Source organism: Clostridiales bacterium, from assembly GCA_030016385.1.
In the GTDB taxonomy this organism is placed as follows: Bacteria; Bacillota; Clostridia; order Clostridiales; family Oxobacteraceae; genus JASEJN01.
The window spans coordinates 1-19,665 of sequence record JASEJN010000058.1 but is presented as its reverse complement, the minus strand read 5'-3'; the positions used below and the strand labels follow the sequence as shown (position 1 = coordinate 19,665).

General features: G+C 37.1%; 17 protein-coding genes. 14 read left to right on the top strand and 3 right to left on the bottom strand.

The window, feature by feature from the left end; all coding sequences use genetic code 11:
• Positions 1 to 2 precede the first annotated feature (2 nt).
• The 13 genes from QME45_12020 (at position 3) to QME45_11960 (ending at position 16,379) form a co-directional block, all read left to right on the top strand.
• On the top strand, positions 3 to 1,064 hold the full coding sequence (locus QME45_12020; GenBank protein MDI6619378.1) for a mannose-1-phosphate guanylyltransferase: 1,062 nt from the start codon (positions 3 to 5) through the stop codon (positions 1,062 to 1,064).
• A 440-nt stretch (positions 1,065 to 1,504) separates the two neighbouring features.
• Entirely contained in the window at positions 1,505 to 2,464 is a 960-nt protein-coding gene (locus QME45_12015; protein ID MDI6619377.1) for an ABC transporter permease subunit, read from the top strand.
• Between the two features lie 14 nt (positions 2,465 to 2,478).
• Complete coding sequence (locus QME45_12010) at positions 2,479 to 3,351, top strand: carbohydrate ABC transporter permease (GenBank protein MDI6619376.1); 873 nt, start codon at positions 2,479 to 2,481, stop codon at positions 3,349 to 3,351.
• A gap of 58 nt (positions 3,352 to 3,409) precedes the next feature.
• A complete protein-coding gene (locus tag QME45_12005) occupies positions 3,410 to 5,020 on the top strand; it encodes an extracellular solute-binding protein (GenBank protein MDI6619375.1) in 1,611 nt (536 codons plus the stop codon).
• Positions 5,021 to 5,063: 43 nt separating this feature from the next.
• Positions 5,064 to 6,071, top strand: a complete 1,008-nt coding sequence (locus QME45_12000; protein MDI6619374.1) for a hydroxyacid dehydrogenase — start codon at positions 5,064 to 5,066, stop codon at positions 6,069 to 6,071.
• 24 nt (positions 6,072 to 6,095) lie between these two features.
• The gene (locus QME45_11995) at positions 6,096 to 6,902 is read left to right on the top strand and encodes a sugar phosphate isomerase/epimerase family protein (GenBank protein ID MDI6619373.1); all 807 of its coding nucleotides are present in this window, start codon (positions 6,096 to 6,098) and stop codon (positions 6,900 to 6,902) included.
• A 13-nt stretch (positions 6,903 to 6,915) separates the two neighbouring features.
• Positions 6,916 to 7,998, top strand: coding sequence for a Gfo/Idh/MocA family oxidoreductase (locus QME45_11990; GenBank protein MDI6619372.1), 1,083 nt, complete (start codon positions 6,916 to 6,918; stop codon positions 7,996 to 7,998).
• A 107-nt stretch (positions 7,999 to 8,105) separates the two neighbouring features.
• Complete coding sequence (locus tag QME45_11985; protein ID MDI6619371.1) at positions 8,106 to 10,325, top strand: AraC family transcriptional regulator; 2,220 nt, start codon at positions 8,106 to 8,108, stop codon at positions 10,323 to 10,325.
• A 178-nt stretch (positions 10,326 to 10,503) separates the two neighbouring features.
• Entirely contained in the window at positions 10,504 to 11,979 is a 1,476-nt protein-coding gene (locus tag QME45_11980; GenBank protein ID MDI6619370.1) for a HAMP domain-containing sensor histidine kinase, read from the top strand.
• Complete coding sequence (locus QME45_11975) at positions 11,976 to 12,665, top strand: response regulator transcription factor (GenBank protein ID MDI6619369.1); 690 nt, start codon at positions 11,976 to 11,978, stop codon at positions 12,663 to 12,665. The genes QME45_11980 and QME45_11975 overlap by 4 nt, the downstream gene beginning before the upstream one ends.
• A 132-nt stretch (positions 12,666 to 12,797) precedes the next feature.
• Positions 12,798 to 14,498: an efflux RND transporter periplasmic adaptor subunit gene (locus tag QME45_11970; protein MDI6619368.1), complete on the top strand. Its 1,701-nt coding sequence runs from the start codon at positions 12,798 to 12,800 to the stop codon at positions 14,496 to 14,498.
• A gap of 15 nt (positions 14,499 to 14,513) precedes the next feature.
• Complete coding sequence (locus QME45_11965; protein MDI6619367.1) at positions 14,514 to 15,194, top strand: ABC transporter ATP-binding protein; 681 nt, start codon at positions 14,514 to 14,516, stop codon at positions 15,192 to 15,194.
• Between the two features lie 12 nt (positions 15,195 to 15,206).
• Complete coding sequence (locus QME45_11960; GenBank protein ID MDI6619366.1) at positions 15,207 to 16,379, top strand: ABC transporter permease; 1,173 nt, start codon at positions 15,207 to 15,209, stop codon at positions 16,377 to 16,379.
• A gap of 40 nt (positions 16,380 to 16,419) precedes the next feature.
• Here QME45_11960 and QME45_11955 read toward each other — a convergent pair whose 3' ends face one another.
• From QME45_11955 to QME45_11945, 3 genes are read right to left on the bottom strand one after another with little or no spacing between them, the layout of a single operon-like run.
• The gene (locus QME45_11955) at positions 16,420 to 16,581 is read right to left on the bottom strand and encodes a FeoB-associated Cys-rich membrane protein (protein ID MDI6619365.1); all 162 of its coding nucleotides are present in this window, start codon (positions 16,579 to 16,581) and stop codon (positions 16,420 to 16,422) included.
• Positions 16,582 to 16,599: 18 nt separating this feature from the next.
• On the bottom strand, positions 16,600 to 18,360 hold the full coding sequence (feoB, locus tag QME45_11950; GenBank protein ID MDI6619364.1) for a ferrous iron transport protein B: 1,761 nt from the start codon (positions 18,358 to 18,360) through the stop codon (positions 16,600 to 16,602).
• A gap of 1 nt (position 18,361) precedes the next feature.
• The gene (locus QME45_11945; GenBank protein MDI6619363.1) at positions 18,362 to 18,586 is read right to left on the bottom strand and encodes a FeoA family protein; all 225 of its coding nucleotides are present in this window, start codon (positions 18,584 to 18,586) and stop codon (positions 18,362 to 18,364) included.
• Positions 18,587 to 18,951: 365 nt separating this feature from the next.
• Between QME45_11945 and QME45_11940 the strand changes: the two genes are divergently transcribed.
• Positions 18,952 to 19,605, top strand: coding sequence for an HAD family phosphatase (locus tag QME45_11940; protein ID MDI6619362.1), 654 nt, complete (start codon positions 18,952 to 18,954; stop codon positions 19,603 to 19,605).
• Positions 19,606 to 19,665 lie beyond the last annotated feature (60 nt).

Below are 19,665 nucleotides of genomic sequence, written 5' to 3'. Positions count from 1 at the left end.
AAATCATGTCAGGAGGTATGGGTACCAGGTTCTGGCCAAGATCAAGGTACAGCATGCCGAAACAATTTTTACGGACGGTTGGTAATAAAACAATGATACAATATACTGTAGGAAGAATATCTAAGTGCCTTCCATACGACAATATATGTATCGTGACAAACAAAGATTATGTGAGGACGGTGAAAAGGCAACTCCCAAAGATAAAGGATGAAAATATTTTCTTAGAACCATTCAATAAGGAGACCGCTACATGCATAGGCTTTGCAGCGATAAAATTATATAAAAGAGATCCCGATGCAGTGATGGTCGTTTTGCCATCGGACCATGTGATACAAAATACAGATGAATTCAGAAAGACTATTAATGAGGCATTAAGAATTGCAAAATCCGAAGACCTGATGGTCACCATGGGCGTTGTTCCCCAAAGGCCCGAGACAGCATACGGATATATTGAAATAGGAAGGGAAATAGATGGCTATGGAGATATACCTGCATTTATGGTAAAAAGGTTTACTGAAAAACCTAATAAGACGATCGCCCAAATATTTCTTAATAAGGGTACATTTTTATGGAACAGCGGTATGTTTGTTTGGAAGGCCTCGGTACTGCTTCAAGAAATAAACAAATATCTTCCGGAGTTATATAATAATTTAATGTCCATGTCTAAGGTAATAGGGAGTCCCGATGAGGATGAACTGATAAAAAAAGAATATAAAAAAATCGATGGGATATCCATAGATTATGGGGTTATGGAAAGATCAATGAATACGGCTGTTCTTAAGACAAGGTTTGAATGGGACGATATAGGTTCATGGAATGCACTTGAAAAATATTACATGAAGGATGATGATGACAATATCATAAACGGGCTTTGCTCAACCATCGATACGAAAAACTGTATGATATTTGGAGATAACAGGCTGATTGCCACTATTGGAGTCAGTAACCTTATTGTAGTTGATGCAGGCGACATAATGCTTATATGCGATAGGGAAAGAGATCAGGATATTAAAGAAATGGTAAAGCAGTTGAGCTCTCAAAGAGGATTTGATAAATTTATATAAGTTACCACCAAAAGATTGTACGATAGATTTAATGAATTAGTTGGTAAATAGATGGGAAAGCATCTTGTGCAGAAATTTTAATTTCTGCACAAGATGCTTTTAGTTTACCTTTCAATAATGGCTTCAGTTTTTGAAAATTAACAGCCGGATCTAGAAGTACAGGTTAAATTCCTAAAATTATTGAATTTTCAGGTTTTTTTATATTCCCGTAAGTATTGTTAATTATAGAGTAAAAATAACTATATTCTATGAATATGATTATTGGAAATATTGAATATTTACTTAATATTCATATCATATTAAAATTCGAATATAGAGTTCACAAAGGGGTGTATAAAGATTATCTGAAGAATATTATTTCACTTTTTATAAATTATTGTTCTTATATTTTATATAAAATAAATTTTGGCTAAATAATCAATGAGAGAAGGTAACAGAGTATGGAATTAGATAATTTAACAGAAATTGAAGCTAATAAACATATTAAGAAAACCCTAAAAAAGGGAATGAAATCCCTTGAAAATGATTTTGATTTATATCTAATGCTTGTGCCAATGATCTTATTTTTTATTTTATTTTCATATAAACCTTTGACCGGACTCGTTATCGCATTTAAAGATTACAGCCCTTTTAGAGGCATCTGGGGAAGCAAATGGGTGGGGATTCAGTACTTTAAGGAGTTTTTTACAGGCCCTTATGCTTTGAGAACAATAAAAAATACACTTGTGATTAGCTTAACATCATTAATAATAGGTTTTCCCATGCCAATAATATTTGCATTGCTTTTAAATGAACTTAGGGCAATAAGATTCAAAAAAACTGTACAATCTATCAGCTATCTCCCCCACTTTTTGTCAACAGTTATAGTTTGCGGAATTGTTGTAAACTTTCTTTCGCCCACAACCGGCGTGGTAAACACTTTATTAAAAATGATGGGTTTTAAACCCATATACTTTTTATCTATTCCAAAGTTTTTTGTGCCAATCTACACTATAATGGGCATTTGGAAGAACACAGGATATGATTCAATAATTTATATAGCCGCATTAACTTCAATAAGTGACGAACTTTATGAAGCCGCCACCGTCGACGGTGCGGGCCGCTGGCAGCAATTTATATATATTACTCTTCCTTCTCTCATGCCAACAATTGTAATTATGCTGCTTATAAGGCTGGGTAATATTCTTAACGTAGGTTATGAAGCAATTATATTGCTATATAATCCCAGTATCTATACGACTGCAGATGTTATAAACACGTTTGTTTACAGGGTTGGCATAACAGAAGGCCGCTATGATTATGCGACTGCCATAGGACTATTCAATTCGGTTGTGGCGTTTATAATTGTAATCATTTTCAATAAAATCAGCAATAAACTAACAGACACAGGTCTTTGGTAAAGGAGGCGGATACCGTGAGTAAAAGAACTTTTGGAGAAAAAAGTTTCAATATATTTAACATTATATTGCTTTCATTTGTGCTAATAGTTACCATTTATCCTTTTTATTATATCTTTATCGCTTCAATAAGTGAAGGCAGCCAGGTAGTAGGAGGCAACGTCGTATTTTATCCGATCGATATAACATTTGCTGCATATAAACTTATACCTACAATCAAGAACTTTTTTACGTCTTTCGGGAATACGCTGTTCTATACGTTTTTTGGGGCTTTGACAAGCATGGCTGTTATGACAATGGGCGCATATGCGCTTTCCAGAAAGCGGTTAAAGGGAAGAAGATTCATAGGTATGATGATTTCTTTTACAATGTGGTTTAATGCGGGCATAATTCCTTTTTATCTCAATATGGATTCTCTTCACCTTACTAATTCCAGGGCGGGAATCATCTTTGGCTTTGCATGCTCCGCCTTTTATATAATAATACTTAGAAGCTATTTTGAAGGTATACCTATAGAACTTGAAGAGGCCGCGAAGGTGGATGGAATGTCTAATTTCGGCATACTATTAAAGATAATGCTGCCGTTATCGACTCCTGTGTTAGCTACAATTGGGCTGTACTGCGTAGTTGATCGCTGGAATGGATATTTTTGGGCTATGATTTTACTTAAGGATATAAATCTTATTCCTCTTCAAGTACTATTAAAGAAACTTATTGTAGAAAAGGACGTACTTGCCAGCATGGATAGCGGAGGCTCTTCATTTGCCTATACCCAGGAAACTCTTATTGATGCGATTATTGTTGTTTCCATAGTTCCAATTCTTGCTATTTACCCGTTCGCCCAGAAATATTTTGTAAAGGGGCTGACAGTCGGGTCCGTAAAAGGATAGATGCACATTTTTGTGCTCTAAAATATATCAATAAAAATATCTAAGGGAGGAAAATTAAATGAAAAAGAGACAGAATTTATTAGGTTTGCTTTCAATTTCTATTGCAGCAGTATTGATATTTACATCCTGTACGTCAAAACCAGGCAAAAGTACTACTACAGTAGATGGTAGTTCAACTTCATCTAACAGTAAGTTTCTCTGCAGCAATAAGCCTGTGACTCTTACGGCACATATCCATTGGGGCAATGTTTATGTACTTAATGATAACTGGACAATTACAAAAGAAGCTGCAAAAATGACAAACATATCTTTAAAGGGTACAGCGTCCCAGGCCGAGACGGATTCAAAGCAGGCCTTCAACCTTATGATCGCCAGCAAGAATATCCCGGATATCGTGGGTGGTAACAGAGATGACATCAATAAATATGGTACGGAAGGCGCATTTGTTCCGCTAAATAATCTAATAGATAAATATGCCCCGCATATCAAAAGTTTTCTTAACGAAAACCCTGATGTCAAAGCCGCTATAACCGCTTCTGATGGCAATATCTATCAGATACCTACTGTTTACAGGTCTTCTATTTCTGAAGGGTGGTTCATAAGGAAGGATTGGCTGGATAAGCTCAATCTTAAAGTCCCTACGACGGTCGATGAATTGCATGATGCATTGAAGGCATTTGTAACAAAGGATCCTAATGGAAATGGCAAGCCTGATGAAGTCGGTGTTTTCACAAGGCTAGCAGGTGCTCAGGATAATAAGGTACTTAGCGTACTTTCGCTATTTGGAGTAAGCGATTACTGGCATACAAATGCCAATGGAAAAGTCGAATTAGGCCTTTACACACCTGAGTACAAACAGGCAATCAAAAATGTATCCAAGTGGTATTCAGAAGGATTGATAGACAAGGAAATATTTACAAGAGGTTCAAATTCAAGAGATATCCTTTTCCAGGCTAATAATGGTGGTGTCATACATGACTGGATACCTTCAACAAGCAGCTATAATACGAAAATAGCTTCAAAGGTTCCAGGATTCAAGCTGGTTGGCATGCTTCCGCCGAAAGACATCAACGGAAATCAGTGGGAGGTTGCCAACAGGGATAAGCTCCCGGGTTCAGGGTGGTCAATGTCTTCCAATAACAAGCACCAGACTGAAACCATGAAATATATGGATTTCTGGTATACAGACGAGGGTGTAAGGCTTTCAACGTACGGCATCGAAGGGGATACTTATACTATGGTTGACGGCAAGCCGCAATATACGGATAAAGTTCTTAAAGCTTCTAACCCGATTAATGATTATATGAGAAAAATAGGCGGACAGATTGAGGATATGGGTTACTTACATGATGCTTCATATGAGAACTTTATGACTGATGATGAAGGACGCAAGACTATAGAGCTTTATCAGAATTCTGGTGTTATAAACAAAATGAATGTTAAACTTCCGCCGCTTGGTTTTAGTGAGAAAGAGCTAGATATAGTCACTTCCAAGTATCCTACATGCAGGACATATATGTTGGAACAGCTTCAGAAGTGGACATTGGATGGAAGTAGTATAGATGGTGAGTTTGACAAATATATGTCTACATTAAAATCGATGGGTATTGAAGATGTTATTTCAGTTTATCAGACTGCATATGATAAAATAAAAAGTGAGATGAAATAGGCTTTAAACAAAAGAAATGCCTTATCAGGAGGTAAAAAAATATATGAAAGGATGTTTCGTCGGTAAAAAGAATAGCGATAAGTTATTTTATGTCTATGACAGTGGACGGCGTGAACTTTTTAAAAGGGAAATTGAAATTTACCCCGAAATAATTAATAAGGATAATCTCGAACAAAATAAAGAGTATTTGAAACAGGTGGAGATAATACTCTCCACCTGGGGTATGGAAAGTTTTACCGGGGAACAATTAGATAAATACTTTCCTAATCTGAAGGCGGTATTTTATGCGGCAGGTTCTGTACGATATTTTGCTTTGCCTTTTTTAGAAAGAGGAGTAAAAATTATAAGCGCATGGGGCGCTATGGCAATTCCGGTCGCAGAATTTACCGTAGGAGAGATATTGCTTGCCAATAAAGGGTATTATATCGCAATGTCGAGGTATAAAAAATATGGTTATGAAAATAGCCATGATCTGTCTACAATGAAATTTCCAGGTACATATGGCACAAAAGTAGGTATCTTAGGGGCAGGTATGATAGGATCGCGGGTAATAAAGATGCTCAAAAATCATAATGTCGAGTTAATGGTTTTTGATCCATTTATGAGCGAGCTTAAGGCTGATAATCTTGGGGTCAAAAATTTCTCTCTCGAGGAAGTTTTTGCCGAGTGTCAAACCATTTCTAATCATATAGCCAACAATGCTAAAACTGTCGGGATGCTCGATTATAAACTTTTTAGCCTCATGAAAGACAATGCTGCTTTTATAAATACCGGCAGGGGTGCGCAGGTTGTGGAAGAAGATCTGGCAAGAGCTCTAGAAGAAAAGCCGGACCGGTGTGCCATCCTCGATGTTACATGGCCGGAGCCTTGCCCAAAGGATCATGAATTCTGGAAATTGCCCAATGTATTTATATCTCCTCATATAGCAGGTTATGCTTCTGCAGAAGTTGGAAGAATGGCAGACTATATGCTTAAAGAACTTAAAAGCTTTATTGCGGGAGAGAAATTGCAATATGAAGTTAGTATACCTATGCTTTCTACGATGGCATAATTTTTTTAAAGAGGTGAATATCGGTTGAAATTAGCGTTTACAACACTGGGAAATCCCGACTGGAGTTTTGACAAAACATTAGATGAAGCCCAAAGGATGGGTTTTGAGGCTATCGAAATCAGAGGCATCGAGGGCAAGATGCGCGCTGATGAGATTACCCAATTCTTAGAGCAAAACCAGTATGAGACCAAGGCTAAATTAGCATCACACAAACTTGAGATATGTGGATTCGGTACTTCTGTAAAATTCGATGAATTCGATAAATATGAAGCCTATATGGCTGAAGGAAAAACTGCAATTGACATTTGCTCGCAGATGGGTATCCCATCAATAAGGGTATTTGGCGATAGGATTGTTTCCAAAGATATAAGGGAAGCTGTTATCCAAAATACTATAAAAGGCATAAGGCAGCTATGCTCCTATGCATCCGGCAAGAGTGTCAAGGTACTTCTGGAAACCCATGGCGATTTCAATACTATTGAAAATGTCACGGATGTTATAAATGGAGTAAAAGATCGCACTGAATTTGGAATATTATGGGATATTGAACATACGGATAAAGTTTATGGAAATGATTATATGAAATTTTATGATCAAGTTAAACATTATATTCTTCATGTTCATATTAAGGACCATCTTAAGATGGATGGGGAATACCGTCTTTGTATGGTTGGGGAAGGTAATATTCCAATCAAGAGTATTGTAAGGACTTTAAATGCCGACGGCTATGCAGGTTATATGTCTCTTGAATGGGAAAAAAAGTGGCATCGGGAACTTCCTGAACCTGAAATTGCCTATCCGGCTTATGTGAAATTCATGCAAAATATATAAGGAGGTGTAAGCCATGAGGAAGTTAAGGGTCGCAATAATTGGTTATGGACGGAGCGGAAGAAATATACACAGGAAACTTTTGTCTCAGCTTACTGACTTGTTTGAGATTGTAGCTTTTGTAGACAAGGATCCTCAAAGAAGGGATCTGATTAGGAAAGAGAATAACTGTGAAGTTCTGTCTGATTATACTGAGCTTTATGGAAGATCAGATATAGATTTTGTAGTTAATTCATCATTCAGTTACAATCATTCACCTATATCCTTAGAATTGTTGAAACATGGATTCAATGTGCTGTCAGAAAAACCTGCCGCAGGATCGGCAGAGGATTTTAAAAAAATAATGAAAACCGCGGAGGAAACCGGCAAATCCTATTATATATTTCAGCAATACCGCTTTGCGCCGTCATATAGAAAAGTAAAAGAGGTAATAAAATCTGGAGTACTTGGCAGAATAGTCCAGGTAAATCTGAATTATTCGGGGTTCAGCCGCAGATGGGATTGGCAGACCGTACAGGATTTTACAGGAGGCAGCCTCTTTAATACAGGCCCCCATCCTGTCGATCAGGCTCTCGATTTAATGGGTTTCCCGGATGAAGTTAAAGTTGTCTGTTTTATGGATAGGGCGCATACTTATGGAGATGCAGAAGACTATGTAAAATTGTTGCTTAAATCTCCAAATGCCCCAGTTCTTGAAGTGGAAATTTCAAGTTGTAATGCTTATTCGGAATATACTTATTTAGTTCAGGGTACGAGGGGAACTTTAAAGGGTACTACGAATAAACTCGACTGGAAATATTATATCGATAGCGATGAAGAGGCAAGAAAGCTTATTATTGAACCTTTAAGAAATGAAAAGGGCGAGCCCATTTATTGTTCTGAAAAGCTTAAGTTTCATAAAGGTAATTGGATGGCCAAAGGGGAAGAAGCTGATGACTTTAATGCGAAGGGATTAATGTTCTATCGTAAGTTCTACGACAGCATGGTAAACAAAAAGCCCTTCCCGATCACGCAGGATCAGGTGCTCAAGCAAATTGAAGTAATTGAGGAATCGCACAGGCAGAATGAAAAAACTTTAAATAAATTTATTATTATATAAAAGAAACAGTCTCCCCATAGGATATAGATATTCCATGGAGAGACTGTTGTTCACTGTTTAATTACAAAAACGTTTTAAACCTCAATGCCTTCAGGAGGATTTTTTAAATGAAATATAACTTTTTCAGAAAAATTCTTATTACATATAATATAATAATATTTACTATCATATCTATAATTTTTATAGGCTACTATATAAAAATACAAAGTAATACTCAGCAAAGGATAAATAAGTCTAATTCCATAAACTTTTTAGCATATGTAGATGATTGTGAAGAGCTTTTTAATAATATAAATTATACTGCAGAAGCTGTCAAGGCGACAAAGAGTATCGATATGTTTATGTATAGCTCAAGCAATGATTACTATATTAAAATGACGCAGCTTTTTAATGATCTTTCAGTTTTGAGTCAAAACATGCATGAAAGGCAGTTTACTATAGTTGTGCATAAAATTAATGACAATACAGCAGTGTCAAATGTTTCTACTACAACGGTTGATGCTGTTTTAAATGAATTAAATATAGATCCGGATACATATAGAAATATAGTTTCAAAGTTACCTGAGAATTCTCTCGATATGGGGCATTATATTTTTACCGATAATTATGTGATATATGTTACTTCGAAAAGATATATCGACAATAAAATGATAATAATGTTGATCTTGGATGCTCAAAAATTTAAGATGAGTAACTTTAGTGAGAATATGGCTGTCTCTTTTACGCTATCTGGCAGCGATTCTACTGATTTGCGCACTAATATATTAAAACCGGCAATCGCATTCGATACCGCTAATGCAAAAATGCAGGAAGGCCTTTATAATAAAAAATACGGCTCTGTAACATATAAATGGATTAATTCGAGATTTCTGAATCTTGATTATTTTTATTATACTGATAATTCAATTGCAGACAAAAATATGGTAATTACAATTTTAGATATGTTTTTTGCGCTTTTAGGAACTTGTGCATTGGCTTTTGTCCTGATTTTATATGGATCAATCAGGCTTTATAAGCCAATTAGAAAACTTATCGATGCCTTTAAATTTTTAAATATAAATGAGAATCAGTTCCAGATTTCGAATAATGAAATAGATTATATCGCTGAGCAGGTTCATAACACGAAAAATTTGAATCAGGAACTTACTAAAAAGATTGATGACAATAATAAATATATCGAGGATAAACTTATTTATGAGATATTAACTGGAAGCTATTGTAAAGAAACGGTAGACGTTGAGCTTGCAAAATTAAATCTTGGCTGGTTCTATGAAAAGTGCTTTGTGGTTATATTCGAATTTTCAAATCATAATAATGAATTGATTATAAAAGAACCATCTTTTTTAAATAATGTGAAAAATTTTATTTATGAACAGTTAATCGAGAATTTCAAATGTAGAAGTCTGCTATACGGAGACATTCCATTATGCTTTGTTGTCAACTGCAATAGCATATCGATACTTAAAGAAAAACTCAATAATCTAGTTTATAGTATCAATACCTCCTTTAACATGTTATCGTCGGTATATATAGGCAGCATGAGTGAAAGTATAACTGAGCTCAGAAAATCATTTATTACTGCTTGCAGGCTTTTAGACAATAAGAATCTAATTTCCATAAGAAATATATATGATTACAGGGATTTAGACGAACTTCCGGAAAGTTTAGTTGTATATCCGATCAATACTGAATTGCAATTAATCAATGCCGTCGACAAGAATAATAGAGAAGAAGCAATGCGGATTATAGAATATATATTTGATGAATATGTCAATAAATTTTTTGAGAACAAAGAGGACAGGGAGCTTATAGTAATAACGCTAGCGAATACTATAAATAGGGTACTTCAAAAGACGGGATTTAAAATTAGTTATATATTCGGCAATGGAAAGATTCCTTATCTTGAACTTGGAAAGTGTAACAATAGTTCTTCTCTTAAACAATATATCATCAACGTTTTTGATAAGATATTAGATGAGGTGCAAAATGCCAACGAAGTAAAACTTAATCAACTCAAAAAAAATTTAGCTGAATATATCAATAAAAACTTAAGTACTAATATATCATTGCTTAGTATATCTGAACACTTTAATCTTTCGCCCAATTATATGAGCTATATTTTTAAGACAGCCATGGGAGATAATTTTAAGGATTACCTTACAAAGAAACAATTTGAGGCGGCAGCTACTATATTAAAAGAGGACCCGTCTATAAAGCTTATAGATCTTGCTAATAATGTCGGCATAGGTAGTGTCAATACTTTGATTCGAATATTTAAAAAGTATTCAGGAGTTACACCGGGACAATTTATAAAGGAAATCATATAAAAAGGCCGCACAGAAACATCAGCATAAAGCACCCCAAGGGTGCTTTTTTTTGAACATTTATTCTGTTCCTTAAGGAAATTTTAATAATTATATTATTTATTACGGAATGAATTGTGGATATAATTATATAAAAGGTATGCCAATTTTATGCTATGATAAAAGTAGATTCCGGGGTGAAATGATGTCGATAAAATTCAGGCTTTTGTTTTCATATATAGCTATGCTTGTAATTCCGATAGTTCTGTCTTTGCTTGCTGCAATTATAATCAGGAGTGCTGTTTTTGGAAGCAGTGCCAATGCCAACTTTTTCAAATTTGGCAATGGGCCACAAAGGAGGCTTCTGACGGAAGGCACAGATGTGTTCAATGATATAAAATTCACTGCTTCAAATAATCCTGAAGTATTGAAAGATGCCAGATTCTTAAACAGTATAGATAAAAAGCTTATGATAATCAATACGGGGCTCGTAGTGAGGAGAGAAAACAAGATCGTCTATACATCCAGAATACTTTCAGGTGTCAATTTCTCAAATGAGCTTCCTCAATTTGGGGCAACGGATGAATACAGGCACGATCCGGTGCTGGTTGGAAACAAAGTTATGTTTATAAGGCAGCATGATTTTTATTTTACAAACAAACAAAAAGGCAGCGTATTTTTACTGACCGATGTCAGTACCGCAGGCCAAAATGAGAAAAAATTTATGGGCATTATGGTAGCTGTTGTTACGATTATTTTAGTTCTGACAAATAGCATTCTAACATATCTTGTCTCAAAAAGTATCGTTAATCCCTTAGTATCATTGAAATATGCCGCGGAACAGATCAAGATGGGCAATCTTGATTGTGAGGTGAAGATTAGATCGAGCGATGAAATAGGCGAACTCGGGGAAGCATTTGAAGAGATGAGGCGGCAGCTTAAATATTCTATGGACCAAAAAATACAATATGAAAATAACAGGAAAGAGCTTATATCCAGCATTTCTCACGACCTGAAGACCCCGATAACTGCCATAAAGGGATACATTGAGGGAATCATGGATGGGGTTGCGGATTCGAAGGAAAAGATGGAAAGATATATTAAGACGATTTATTCGAAATCCAATGATCTTGATAAAATGATAGATGAATTATTTTTGTTTTCAAAGCTTGACTTAAAAAGGGTTCCGTTCAACTTTGAGGGAATAGATATAAAAAAATATCTTGCCGATTGTATAGAGGAATTTCAGTTTGACATGGAAAAGAAAAATATCAGTATGAAATTGAATATAGAATATGCTGGAGAATTAATGGTTATAGGAGATAGAGAAAAGATTAAGAGGGTGGTGACAAATATAATCAATAATGCTATAAAATACATGGACAAACAAAACAGCAAGATAGATATAAACTTAAGTTCAGATGCCGAATATGCAACTATTGAGGTACACGACAACGGACATGGCATATCAAAAGAGTCACTTCCTTATGTCTTTGACAGTTTTTATCGTGCGGACCCGTCAAGAAATTCGAAAACAGGGGGAAGCGGCCTCGGGCTTGCCATAGCAAAGAGAATAATAGAAGAACATGGCGGTAAGATATGGGCAAGCAGCGAATACGGAAATGGAACAAGTATATATTTTACCTTGAAGAGGGCAGACAGGGAGAGAGAACAATGAAAAGAATTTTAATAATCGAAGACGAAGAAAGCATAGCTGAACTGGAGAGGGACTATTTTGAAGCCAGCGGCTTTAAGGCAGACATTGAGCAAAGAGGAGATACGGGTTTAAAAACGGCGCTTGCCAGAGATTATGACTTGATAATACTTGATTTGATGCTGCCAGAGATAGACGGGTTTGAGGTGTGCAAAAAGATAAGAGAAAAAAAGAACATCCCTATTTTGATAGTATCTGCCAGAAAAGAGGACATCGATAAAATCAATGGGCTCGGTCTCGGGGCCGATGATTATATCACAAAGCCTTTCAGCCCAGGTGAATTAGTGGCGAGGGTAAAAGCACATATTGCAAGATATGACAGGCTGATCGGCAGCAAAGAACAGAAGGATGATGTGGTGAAAATAAGAGGAATTGTGATCGATAAGAGCTCAAGAAGGGTTTTTGTCAACGATAAAGAAATAGTTTTGACAAATAAAGAATTTGATCTCCTTACGCTACTTGCATCCAATCCTAACAGGGTTTTTTCGAAAGAAGAGCTATTTGATAAAATATGGGGAATGGATTCTATAGGCGATACCACAACCGTAACGGTTCATATCAGAAAGATAAGGGAAAAGATAGAGGTGGATCCTTCGAATCCCCAGTATATCGAAACATTATGGGGAGTTGGCTACAGGTTTGAAATATAAGGTCATGGCACGTTTTGCAAGAAATACGCCTTCATGTTTATTTAAGAAAAATTTAAGGATTTTTATATGGCATGTTCACAATTGAAAGTTAATATTTGAATATATTATCAATTTGAATAGGGGAGACGCAATATGATCAAAATTAAAAAAACGGTTCGGAGAAATATTATAATAGCTGTTGTTTGTATCGCAGTTATAGGCGGCGCATTTGCGATATACAGAGCCGTGGCCCGCAAGAATAGGACGGCGCCTGTAAGTTTCAATTATTCCGTAAAAACGGGAAGCATAAAAAGCACGGTGTCTGCGATAGGTACGATATCGCCTTCAGATACGAGATATATTACGGCCCCGGATGGAAGTACCGTACTTACGGTAAATTGCACCGAGGGTCAGACAGTCAAAAGTGGAGATACTTTATTTACTTTATCAAATGATCAAACAAAGCTTGATTTAAAAAAATCCCAGATAAACTTATCACAGCTTCAAAATTCGCTAAAAAGTTTAAAAGACCAGAAATCACAGCTTATTATATATTCTACTGTCGACGGGATAGTAAAAGCTGTTAATGCGAGCACGGGAGACAGCGTATCGCCTCAGATGGGCGGACAAAGCGGACTAATACAGATAGAGGATACTTCTGTGATGAAATTAACCGTATCGGGAAATGATCCCACAATAAGCGAGATTAAGATCAATATAGGGCAAAGCGTGCAAGCCGTTATAAATGGGAAAAATAAGACGCTGAAGTTGCTTTCAAATAGCAAGGAATCAGGAATGGTATTTCAGGTCATGGACAAATCAGGATTAAGCTGGGACAGCAATTATAATGTTACCAAATTGTCAGGCAAGGATGTGAATGCAACGGGGCTGACTTCAGGTGACGTGGTTACTGTAAATCCAAAACAGAGCGGTACTATTGCAAATATATATGTAAGTGCAGGCAGCACTGTGAAAAAAGGCCAGAAGTTGATCGCTACAAAAAGCGATAACATTGATAATCAAATACAGACGGCTGAAGTTAATATAGAATCTGCCCAATTGGATGTATCGGATAAGCAAAAATCGGTGGATGCTTTAACGGTGAAGGCGCCTGTAGACGGAGTAGTATTCAATATACAGGTTAAGGCGGGAGATGAAGTTGGGACATCATCGTCGGCTTCATCAGCAAGTTCTAGTTCCAGTTCCGGGAATGCAAATTCTTCAAGTGCAAATTCTTCAAGCACGACCGCAAGCAGTAGAAGTTCTCAAACTTCCGTATCGTCTTCTGATGCTATTGCAACAATAGAAAACAGATCGGCAATGCAGGTAATCGTACCTGTCGATGAACTTGATATAGGCAACATAAAGGTTGGCCAAAGCGCCGAAATAACGGCGGATGCGTTTAAAGACAAGGTATATAACGGGAAAGTATCGAATATCGCGGCAAATGGTACAGTACAGAATGGAAGTGCAACTTTCAACGTTACCATAGATATCGACAGCCCCTCAGGTTTAAAAACAGGAATGACCGCCAATGTTTCGATAATAACGGCCTCTAAGGATAATGTACTTCTTGTTCCGATAGATGCCGTTCAGGATATTGGGAGCAATAAATATGTGGAAGTAAGCGAAGGAAATTCAGTTACGCGAAAAAAAGTTGAGATCGGTATAGTAAATTCCGACTATGCCGAGGTTGTAAGCGGGCTAAGCGATGGAGATAAGATTGTAATGCAGGTCAGGGAGACTTCATCGGGCAGCAGCACTCAAAATCAATTCAGAGGATTCCCGGGAATGAGCGGCCAGGGCGCCGGTTCCATGGGAGCAAACAGGCAGTTCAGGCAGTCAAATAATTAAAGGCAGGCGGCATCTATGATAAAAATAAACAATATTACTAAAATATATAAAACTGGAAATGTAGAGGTTGCGGCATTAAGGGGAGTAAGCTTTGAGATAGATAAGGGCGAGTTTACGGCGATAATCGGGCCGTCCGGATCAGGTAAATCAACTCTTATGAATGTGATAGGATGCCTTGATATACCGACGGGGGGAGAATATATACTGGATGGCGTAAATGTGTTTACTCTTAATGATAATGAGCTTGCAGATATCAGGAATAGAAAAATAGGTTTTATATTCCAGGGATTTAACCTTCTTCCCAAACTAAATGCTGTCGAAAATGTAGAGCTTCCGCTCATATACAGAGGTACACCTGCAAAAGAGAGGCTTGAAAAGTCAAAGCAAGCGTTGGAGATCGTAGGACTTGGCGATAGAATGCGTCATAAACCATCTCAGCTTTCGGGCGGCCAGCAGCAGCGGGTAGCGATAGCGAGAGCTCTTGCAGGGAACCCTCCCGTGATTCTTGCCGATGAGCCTACAGGAAACCTTGACAGCCAATCGGGAAAAGAAGTTTTAGATACTCTTATCAACTTGAACAAAAATGGTACAACTATCGTATTGATAACTCATGACATGAATATTGCATCGAAGGCGAAAAGAATCATACAGATTATGGATGGCAGGATACTCAAGGATGAGAGAATAGGTGCGTAAGGGGGGACAAATATGAATAAGTTTTTACAGGCTATAAGGCTTGGTCTTGGAGGCATAGGAACAAATAAGATGCGGTCCTTCCTTACGATGCTTGGAGTCATAATCGGGGTTGCGGCCGTCATCACATTAGTATCCCTCGGCAGAGGTGCTACTGCAAATGTATCCAAGCAAATAGAAGGAATGGGTTCGAATCTGATAGTCGTAAATATAAGGGGCAGGGGAAACGGTGTCACACTGAGCTTTGACGAATGCATGAGCTTAAAAGACAAACAGGGCATAGGCGCTGTGGCCCCTTCGATTTCAGGAAGCGTTACGGCAAAATATAACAACACCAAATACAGTACATCTATTGAAGGTATAGTGCAGGATGATAGTACTGTAAGAAACGATAATGTTGGCCGTGGAAGATTCATAACTTCGATGGATGTTGAGTACAGCCAGCCGGTAGCAGTTTTAGGCACAACTGTTGTCGAGCAGCTATTTAAGGGAGTAAATCCGATAGGATCAACTATCAAAATAAACGGTTATGAATATAAAGTAGTCGGCATTCTTGAGTCAAAGGGTGGGTCGTCTCTTACATCAAATGATGACAGGATCTTGATACCTATAACTGCCGCCGAGAAGATAACAGGCGACAAAACTATAAGGAACATATATATAAAAGCAAAGGATGCAAATTCCGTAAATATGGCGGTATTTGAGCTTAACAATTATCTTTTGAGGAAATTCAAAGTTGATACGGCATATACAGTATTCAACCAGCAGGAGGCCCTTAATACATTAACCACGGTAACCCAGACGTTGACATTGTTTTTAAGTGCCATAGCGGGCATATCGCTGCTTGTCGGAGGCATAGGCATAATGAATATAATGTTAGTATCGGTTACTGAAAGAACCAGGGAAATAGGAATAAGAAAAGCGATAGGCGCAAAGAGAAGGGACATACTGCTTCAGTTCTTGATAGAGGCGATGGCTTTGAGCGGAACAGGTGGGATCGTAGGCATTTTACTTGGAAGCGGCCTTACATCGATTATAGGCAAGGCGATAAAGATAAGCGCCCTACCTTCCGTAGATACAATGTTTTTGTCGTTTATGTTTTCGCTTGTAGTCGGCATCGTGTTCGGAATATACCCTGCAAATAGAGCGTCAAGGTTGAACCCTATCGAAGCGTTGAGGTTCGAGTAATATTTCTTCAGATTGATATATTAAAAAAAGAACAGGTGGTTCATTTCTTGCCGCCTGTTCTTTTGAAGTTACTCGGGCATTTCTTGTAGTAGGCACAATTGCTGCAGCAGCTCGGGCAGTCTCCGGAAGAGCTCTTTTTTATGTGTTTGTAAAGCATATATACTGCACCCAAGACTATAATCGCCGCTATTAATATTTCAATTAACATGATTTATCCACCTCACAATAATTTGCCTATATTAAACGCTGCAAAAGATGCAATCCACGCTAAAACAACCTGATATGAAACTGAAAAAAACATCATGCGTTTTCCATATTCTTTTCTGATAGTAGCTATTGTGGAGATACATGGGGTATAAAGAAGCACAAAAACCAGAAACGCATATGCGGAAGCCGGTGTAAAATAATTTAAAATCACGCCACGCAAATTCTGACCGTACAGTACTCCCATGGTGCCTACCACGACTTCCTTTGCGATGATTCCTGTTAAAATAGCTACGGAATTTTGCCATGAGCCATATCCTAAGGGTTTAAATATCGGGCTTATGAACCTTCCTATATATGATAGCAGGCTGTTGTCGATATTTGAGAATCCGCTAAAATTAAAATTGGATAATAACCAGACAACAATGGAAGCTGAGAATATTATTGTGCTCATTTTCTTTAAAAAGCTTTCCCCTTTTCTCCATGTATGAAGCATCAGGTTTTTAAATTCAGGCAGTTTATATTCGGGGAGCTCTATAATAAAGGGCTCATCCTTGTTTTTAAAGATTGTCTTGTTGAACAGCAATCCTATAAAAAAAGCCGATGCAATACCAAGCAAGTATAAGGAGAAGATAACCAGCATCTGCTTTCCAGGGAAAAATACCGAACTCAGCAATACATATACCGGAAGTCTCGCATTGCAGGACATCAACGGCACGATCAAGGCCGCAAGTTTTCTGTCTTTTTCGCTTTCCAACGTCCTGGTGGACATTATTGCAGGCACCGAACATCCAAAGCCTATTACAAGAGGTATAAACGCCTTGCCTGAAAGGCCCATCTTTCTCATAAGTTTATCCATTATAAATGCTGCCCTTGCCATGTACCCGCAATCTTCCAAAAATGATATTCCCAAAAACAATGCGAGTATAACCGGCAGAAACACTATTACGGCGCCGACACCGCCTATTATTCCTTCTGTAATTAAGGATTTAAACCATGCATCGCTATTTGCGAGCAGCTTTAATACAAACGGTGTAAAAATATTTTGTATAAAATCGCTGAACAGGTCGGAAAGAGGCTGACCAACCCAGTTGAATGTAAATTTAAAAATAATATATAATATTGCGAAAAATATGGGATACGCCAGGTATTTATTAAGTACGATTTTGTCGATCTTTTCAGTAGTTGTGACAACGTGACTTTTTGGTTCTGATACGCATTCTTTTAATATGTTTTCGATAAATGAATACATTTCCTTTTCATTATCGAAATGGAAATTATTATCAACAGGGGCATTAAAAAAATCGCTGTTGTTTAGCAGCTCCAGTAATTTACCTATTCCGATTTTTTTTGATGCCGATATCGGTATCGCGGTTACTCCCAGCATCTGTGAAAGTTTTTTGCAATCGATGTTTATTCCTCTGTGTTCAGCCACATCGATCATATTTAAAAGAAGTATAATAGGTTTATTGAACTGTTTTAGTTGCAATGTAAGATAAAGATTCCTGTTTAGTTCGGAAGCATCTACGATATTGATTATTACATTAACGTTTCCATTTATCAAAAACTGTTTTGAAATTTTTTCTTCGTTTGAAAACGTATCCATTGCATAAATTCCCGGAAGGTCGACAATCTTTATGTTTTTGCCTATATAACCTTCCTTCTTTTCGATAGTTACTCCCGCCCAGTTACCAACATACTGGTTTGAACCTGTCAAAAGATTAAAAAGAGTAGTCTTTCCTACGTTAGGGTTTCCAAGTAGTGCTGCGGTTATCATTTTAAGCCTCCATCACGTAAATATTTTTAGCATCTTTCCTTCTAAGGGCAAACTCAGAGCCCCTAACTTTGATTATGATGGGATCCCCCAACGGTGCGGACCCTTTTACAGTAACTTTTGTGCCTGAGATATATCCGAGGGCCATCAGTCTTTTAACAAGCCGCATATCTCCTTCGATATGCTCTATTAATGCGCTTTCTCCAGACTTCAAATCGTTTAAGCTCATATTGAACGCTCCTCTCATTAATAACTCTTCTCAATTACATTCTAATATCAATGATAATGATTGTCAATAAGATTTGGTAAATTTTAAGTTAAATTTATATATTTATAAATTCCCTTTGTCGGACATTTTTATACTGGACATATAAGCCAGAATAAGGCGCATCAAAATTATCTGAAGAATATTATGGGAAGAGCACTCTTGGGGGTTTCAAGATATGTTATAGTATCTTCAATTCGTGATTTGAAATCAGGCATAAATTCATATTACAAATCGAAGTTACAGGATAAAAATTTTTGGACATATATACATAACTTTGTTAGAATATCTATTGTGTAAATAAACGTAATTATCGCAGGAGGTTTAAAATGCTTGAGTGTGTTATATTCGATATGGACGGAGTAGTTATCGACAGTGAGCCTTTTCACTATACGGTTAATAAAGAAATATTCAAAAATTTAAATATCGACGTACCTGATAAAAAATATGTTATGTTCATCGGAGCAACCAACACTGCCATGTGGACATACTTAAAGAAGGAGTATAAACTTCCGCAAGACGTGAAATACTTGGTGAAGCTTGAAGAGGATGGAGTTATAAATTACCTCAAGAAAAATAAAGAGCGTCCCATAGACGGAGTTTTAGAGCTTTTAAAAAGCCTTTCTAAAAAAGAAATAGCCATCGCTCTTGCGTCGTCATCCCCGCCGGATTACATCTATGCTGTCTTGAAATCTTTTGATATATATGATTATTTTAAAGAAGTCGTAAGCGGCGAATGGGTTAAGAGGAGCAAGCCTGCTCCGGATATTTTCCTCAAAACCGCCGATCTTCTGTCAATAGACCCTAAAAACTGTGTGGTTATCGAGGATTCGGAAAACGGTGTAAATGCTGCAAAGGCGGCCGGAATGAAATGCATAGGTTATAAGAATCCAAACTCAGGATGCCAGGATCTATCCAATGCGGATGCCATAGTGGATAGTTTAAAAAATTTCACTGTTCAAAGGATAGAAAAGTTGTTTTAAAAATTTTTTTATATTACAATCGCAGAGAAAATGTGTTTGCGGGCATTGCATATGCAATGC

What these genes read in the sequence shown, in the direction of transcription:
- QME45_11980 (MDI6619370.1), top strand. Translation starts at nt 10,504, where the DNA reads ATGATGTCGATAAAATTCAGGCTTTTGTTTTCATATATAGCTATGCTT.
- QME45_12015 (MDI6619377.1), top strand. Translation starts at nt 1,505, where the DNA reads ATGGAATTAGATAATTTAACAGAAATTGAAGCTAATAAACATATTAAG.
- QME45_11985 (MDI6619371.1), top strand. Translation starts at nt 8,106, where the DNA reads ATGAAATATAACTTTTTCAGAAAAATTCTTATTACATATAATATAATA.
- QME45_12005 (MDI6619375.1), top strand. Translation starts at nt 3,410, where the DNA reads ATGAAAAAGAGACAGAATTTATTAGGTTTGCTTTCAATTTCTATTGCA.
- QME45_11975 (MDI6619369.1), top strand. Translation starts at nt 11,976, where the DNA reads ATGAAAAGAATTTTAATAATCGAAGACGAAGAAAGCATAGCTGAACTG.
- QME45_11990 (MDI6619372.1), top strand. Translation starts at nt 6,916, where the DNA reads ATGAGGAAGTTAAGGGTCGCAATAATTGGTTATGGACGGAGCGGAAGA.
- QME45_11960 (MDI6619366.1), top strand. Translation starts at nt 15,207, where the DNA reads ATGAATAAGTTTTTACAGGCTATAAGGCTTGGTCTTGGAGGCATAGGA.
- QME45_11940 (MDI6619362.1), top strand. Translation starts at nt 18,952, where the DNA reads ATGCTTGAGTGTGTTATATTCGATATGGACGGAGTAGTTATCGACAGT.
- QME45_11945 (MDI6619363.1), bottom strand. Translation starts at nt 18,586, where the DNA reads ATGAGCTTAAACGATTTGAAGTCTGGAGAAAGCGCATTAATAGAGCAT.
- QME45_11970 (MDI6619368.1), top strand. Translation starts at nt 12,798, where the DNA reads ATGATCAAAATTAAAAAAACGGTTCGGAGAAATATTATAATAGCTGTT.
- feoB (MDI6619364.1), bottom strand. Translation starts at nt 18,360, where the DNA reads ATGATAACCGCAGCACTACTTGGAAACCCTAACGTAGGAAAGACTACT.
- QME45_11965 (MDI6619367.1), top strand. Translation starts at nt 14,514, where the DNA reads ATGATAAAAATAAACAATATTACTAAAATATATAAAACTGGAAATGTA.
- QME45_12000 (MDI6619374.1), top strand. Translation starts at nt 5,064, where the DNA reads ATGAAAGGATGTTTCGTCGGTAAAAAGAATAGCGATAAGTTATTTTAT.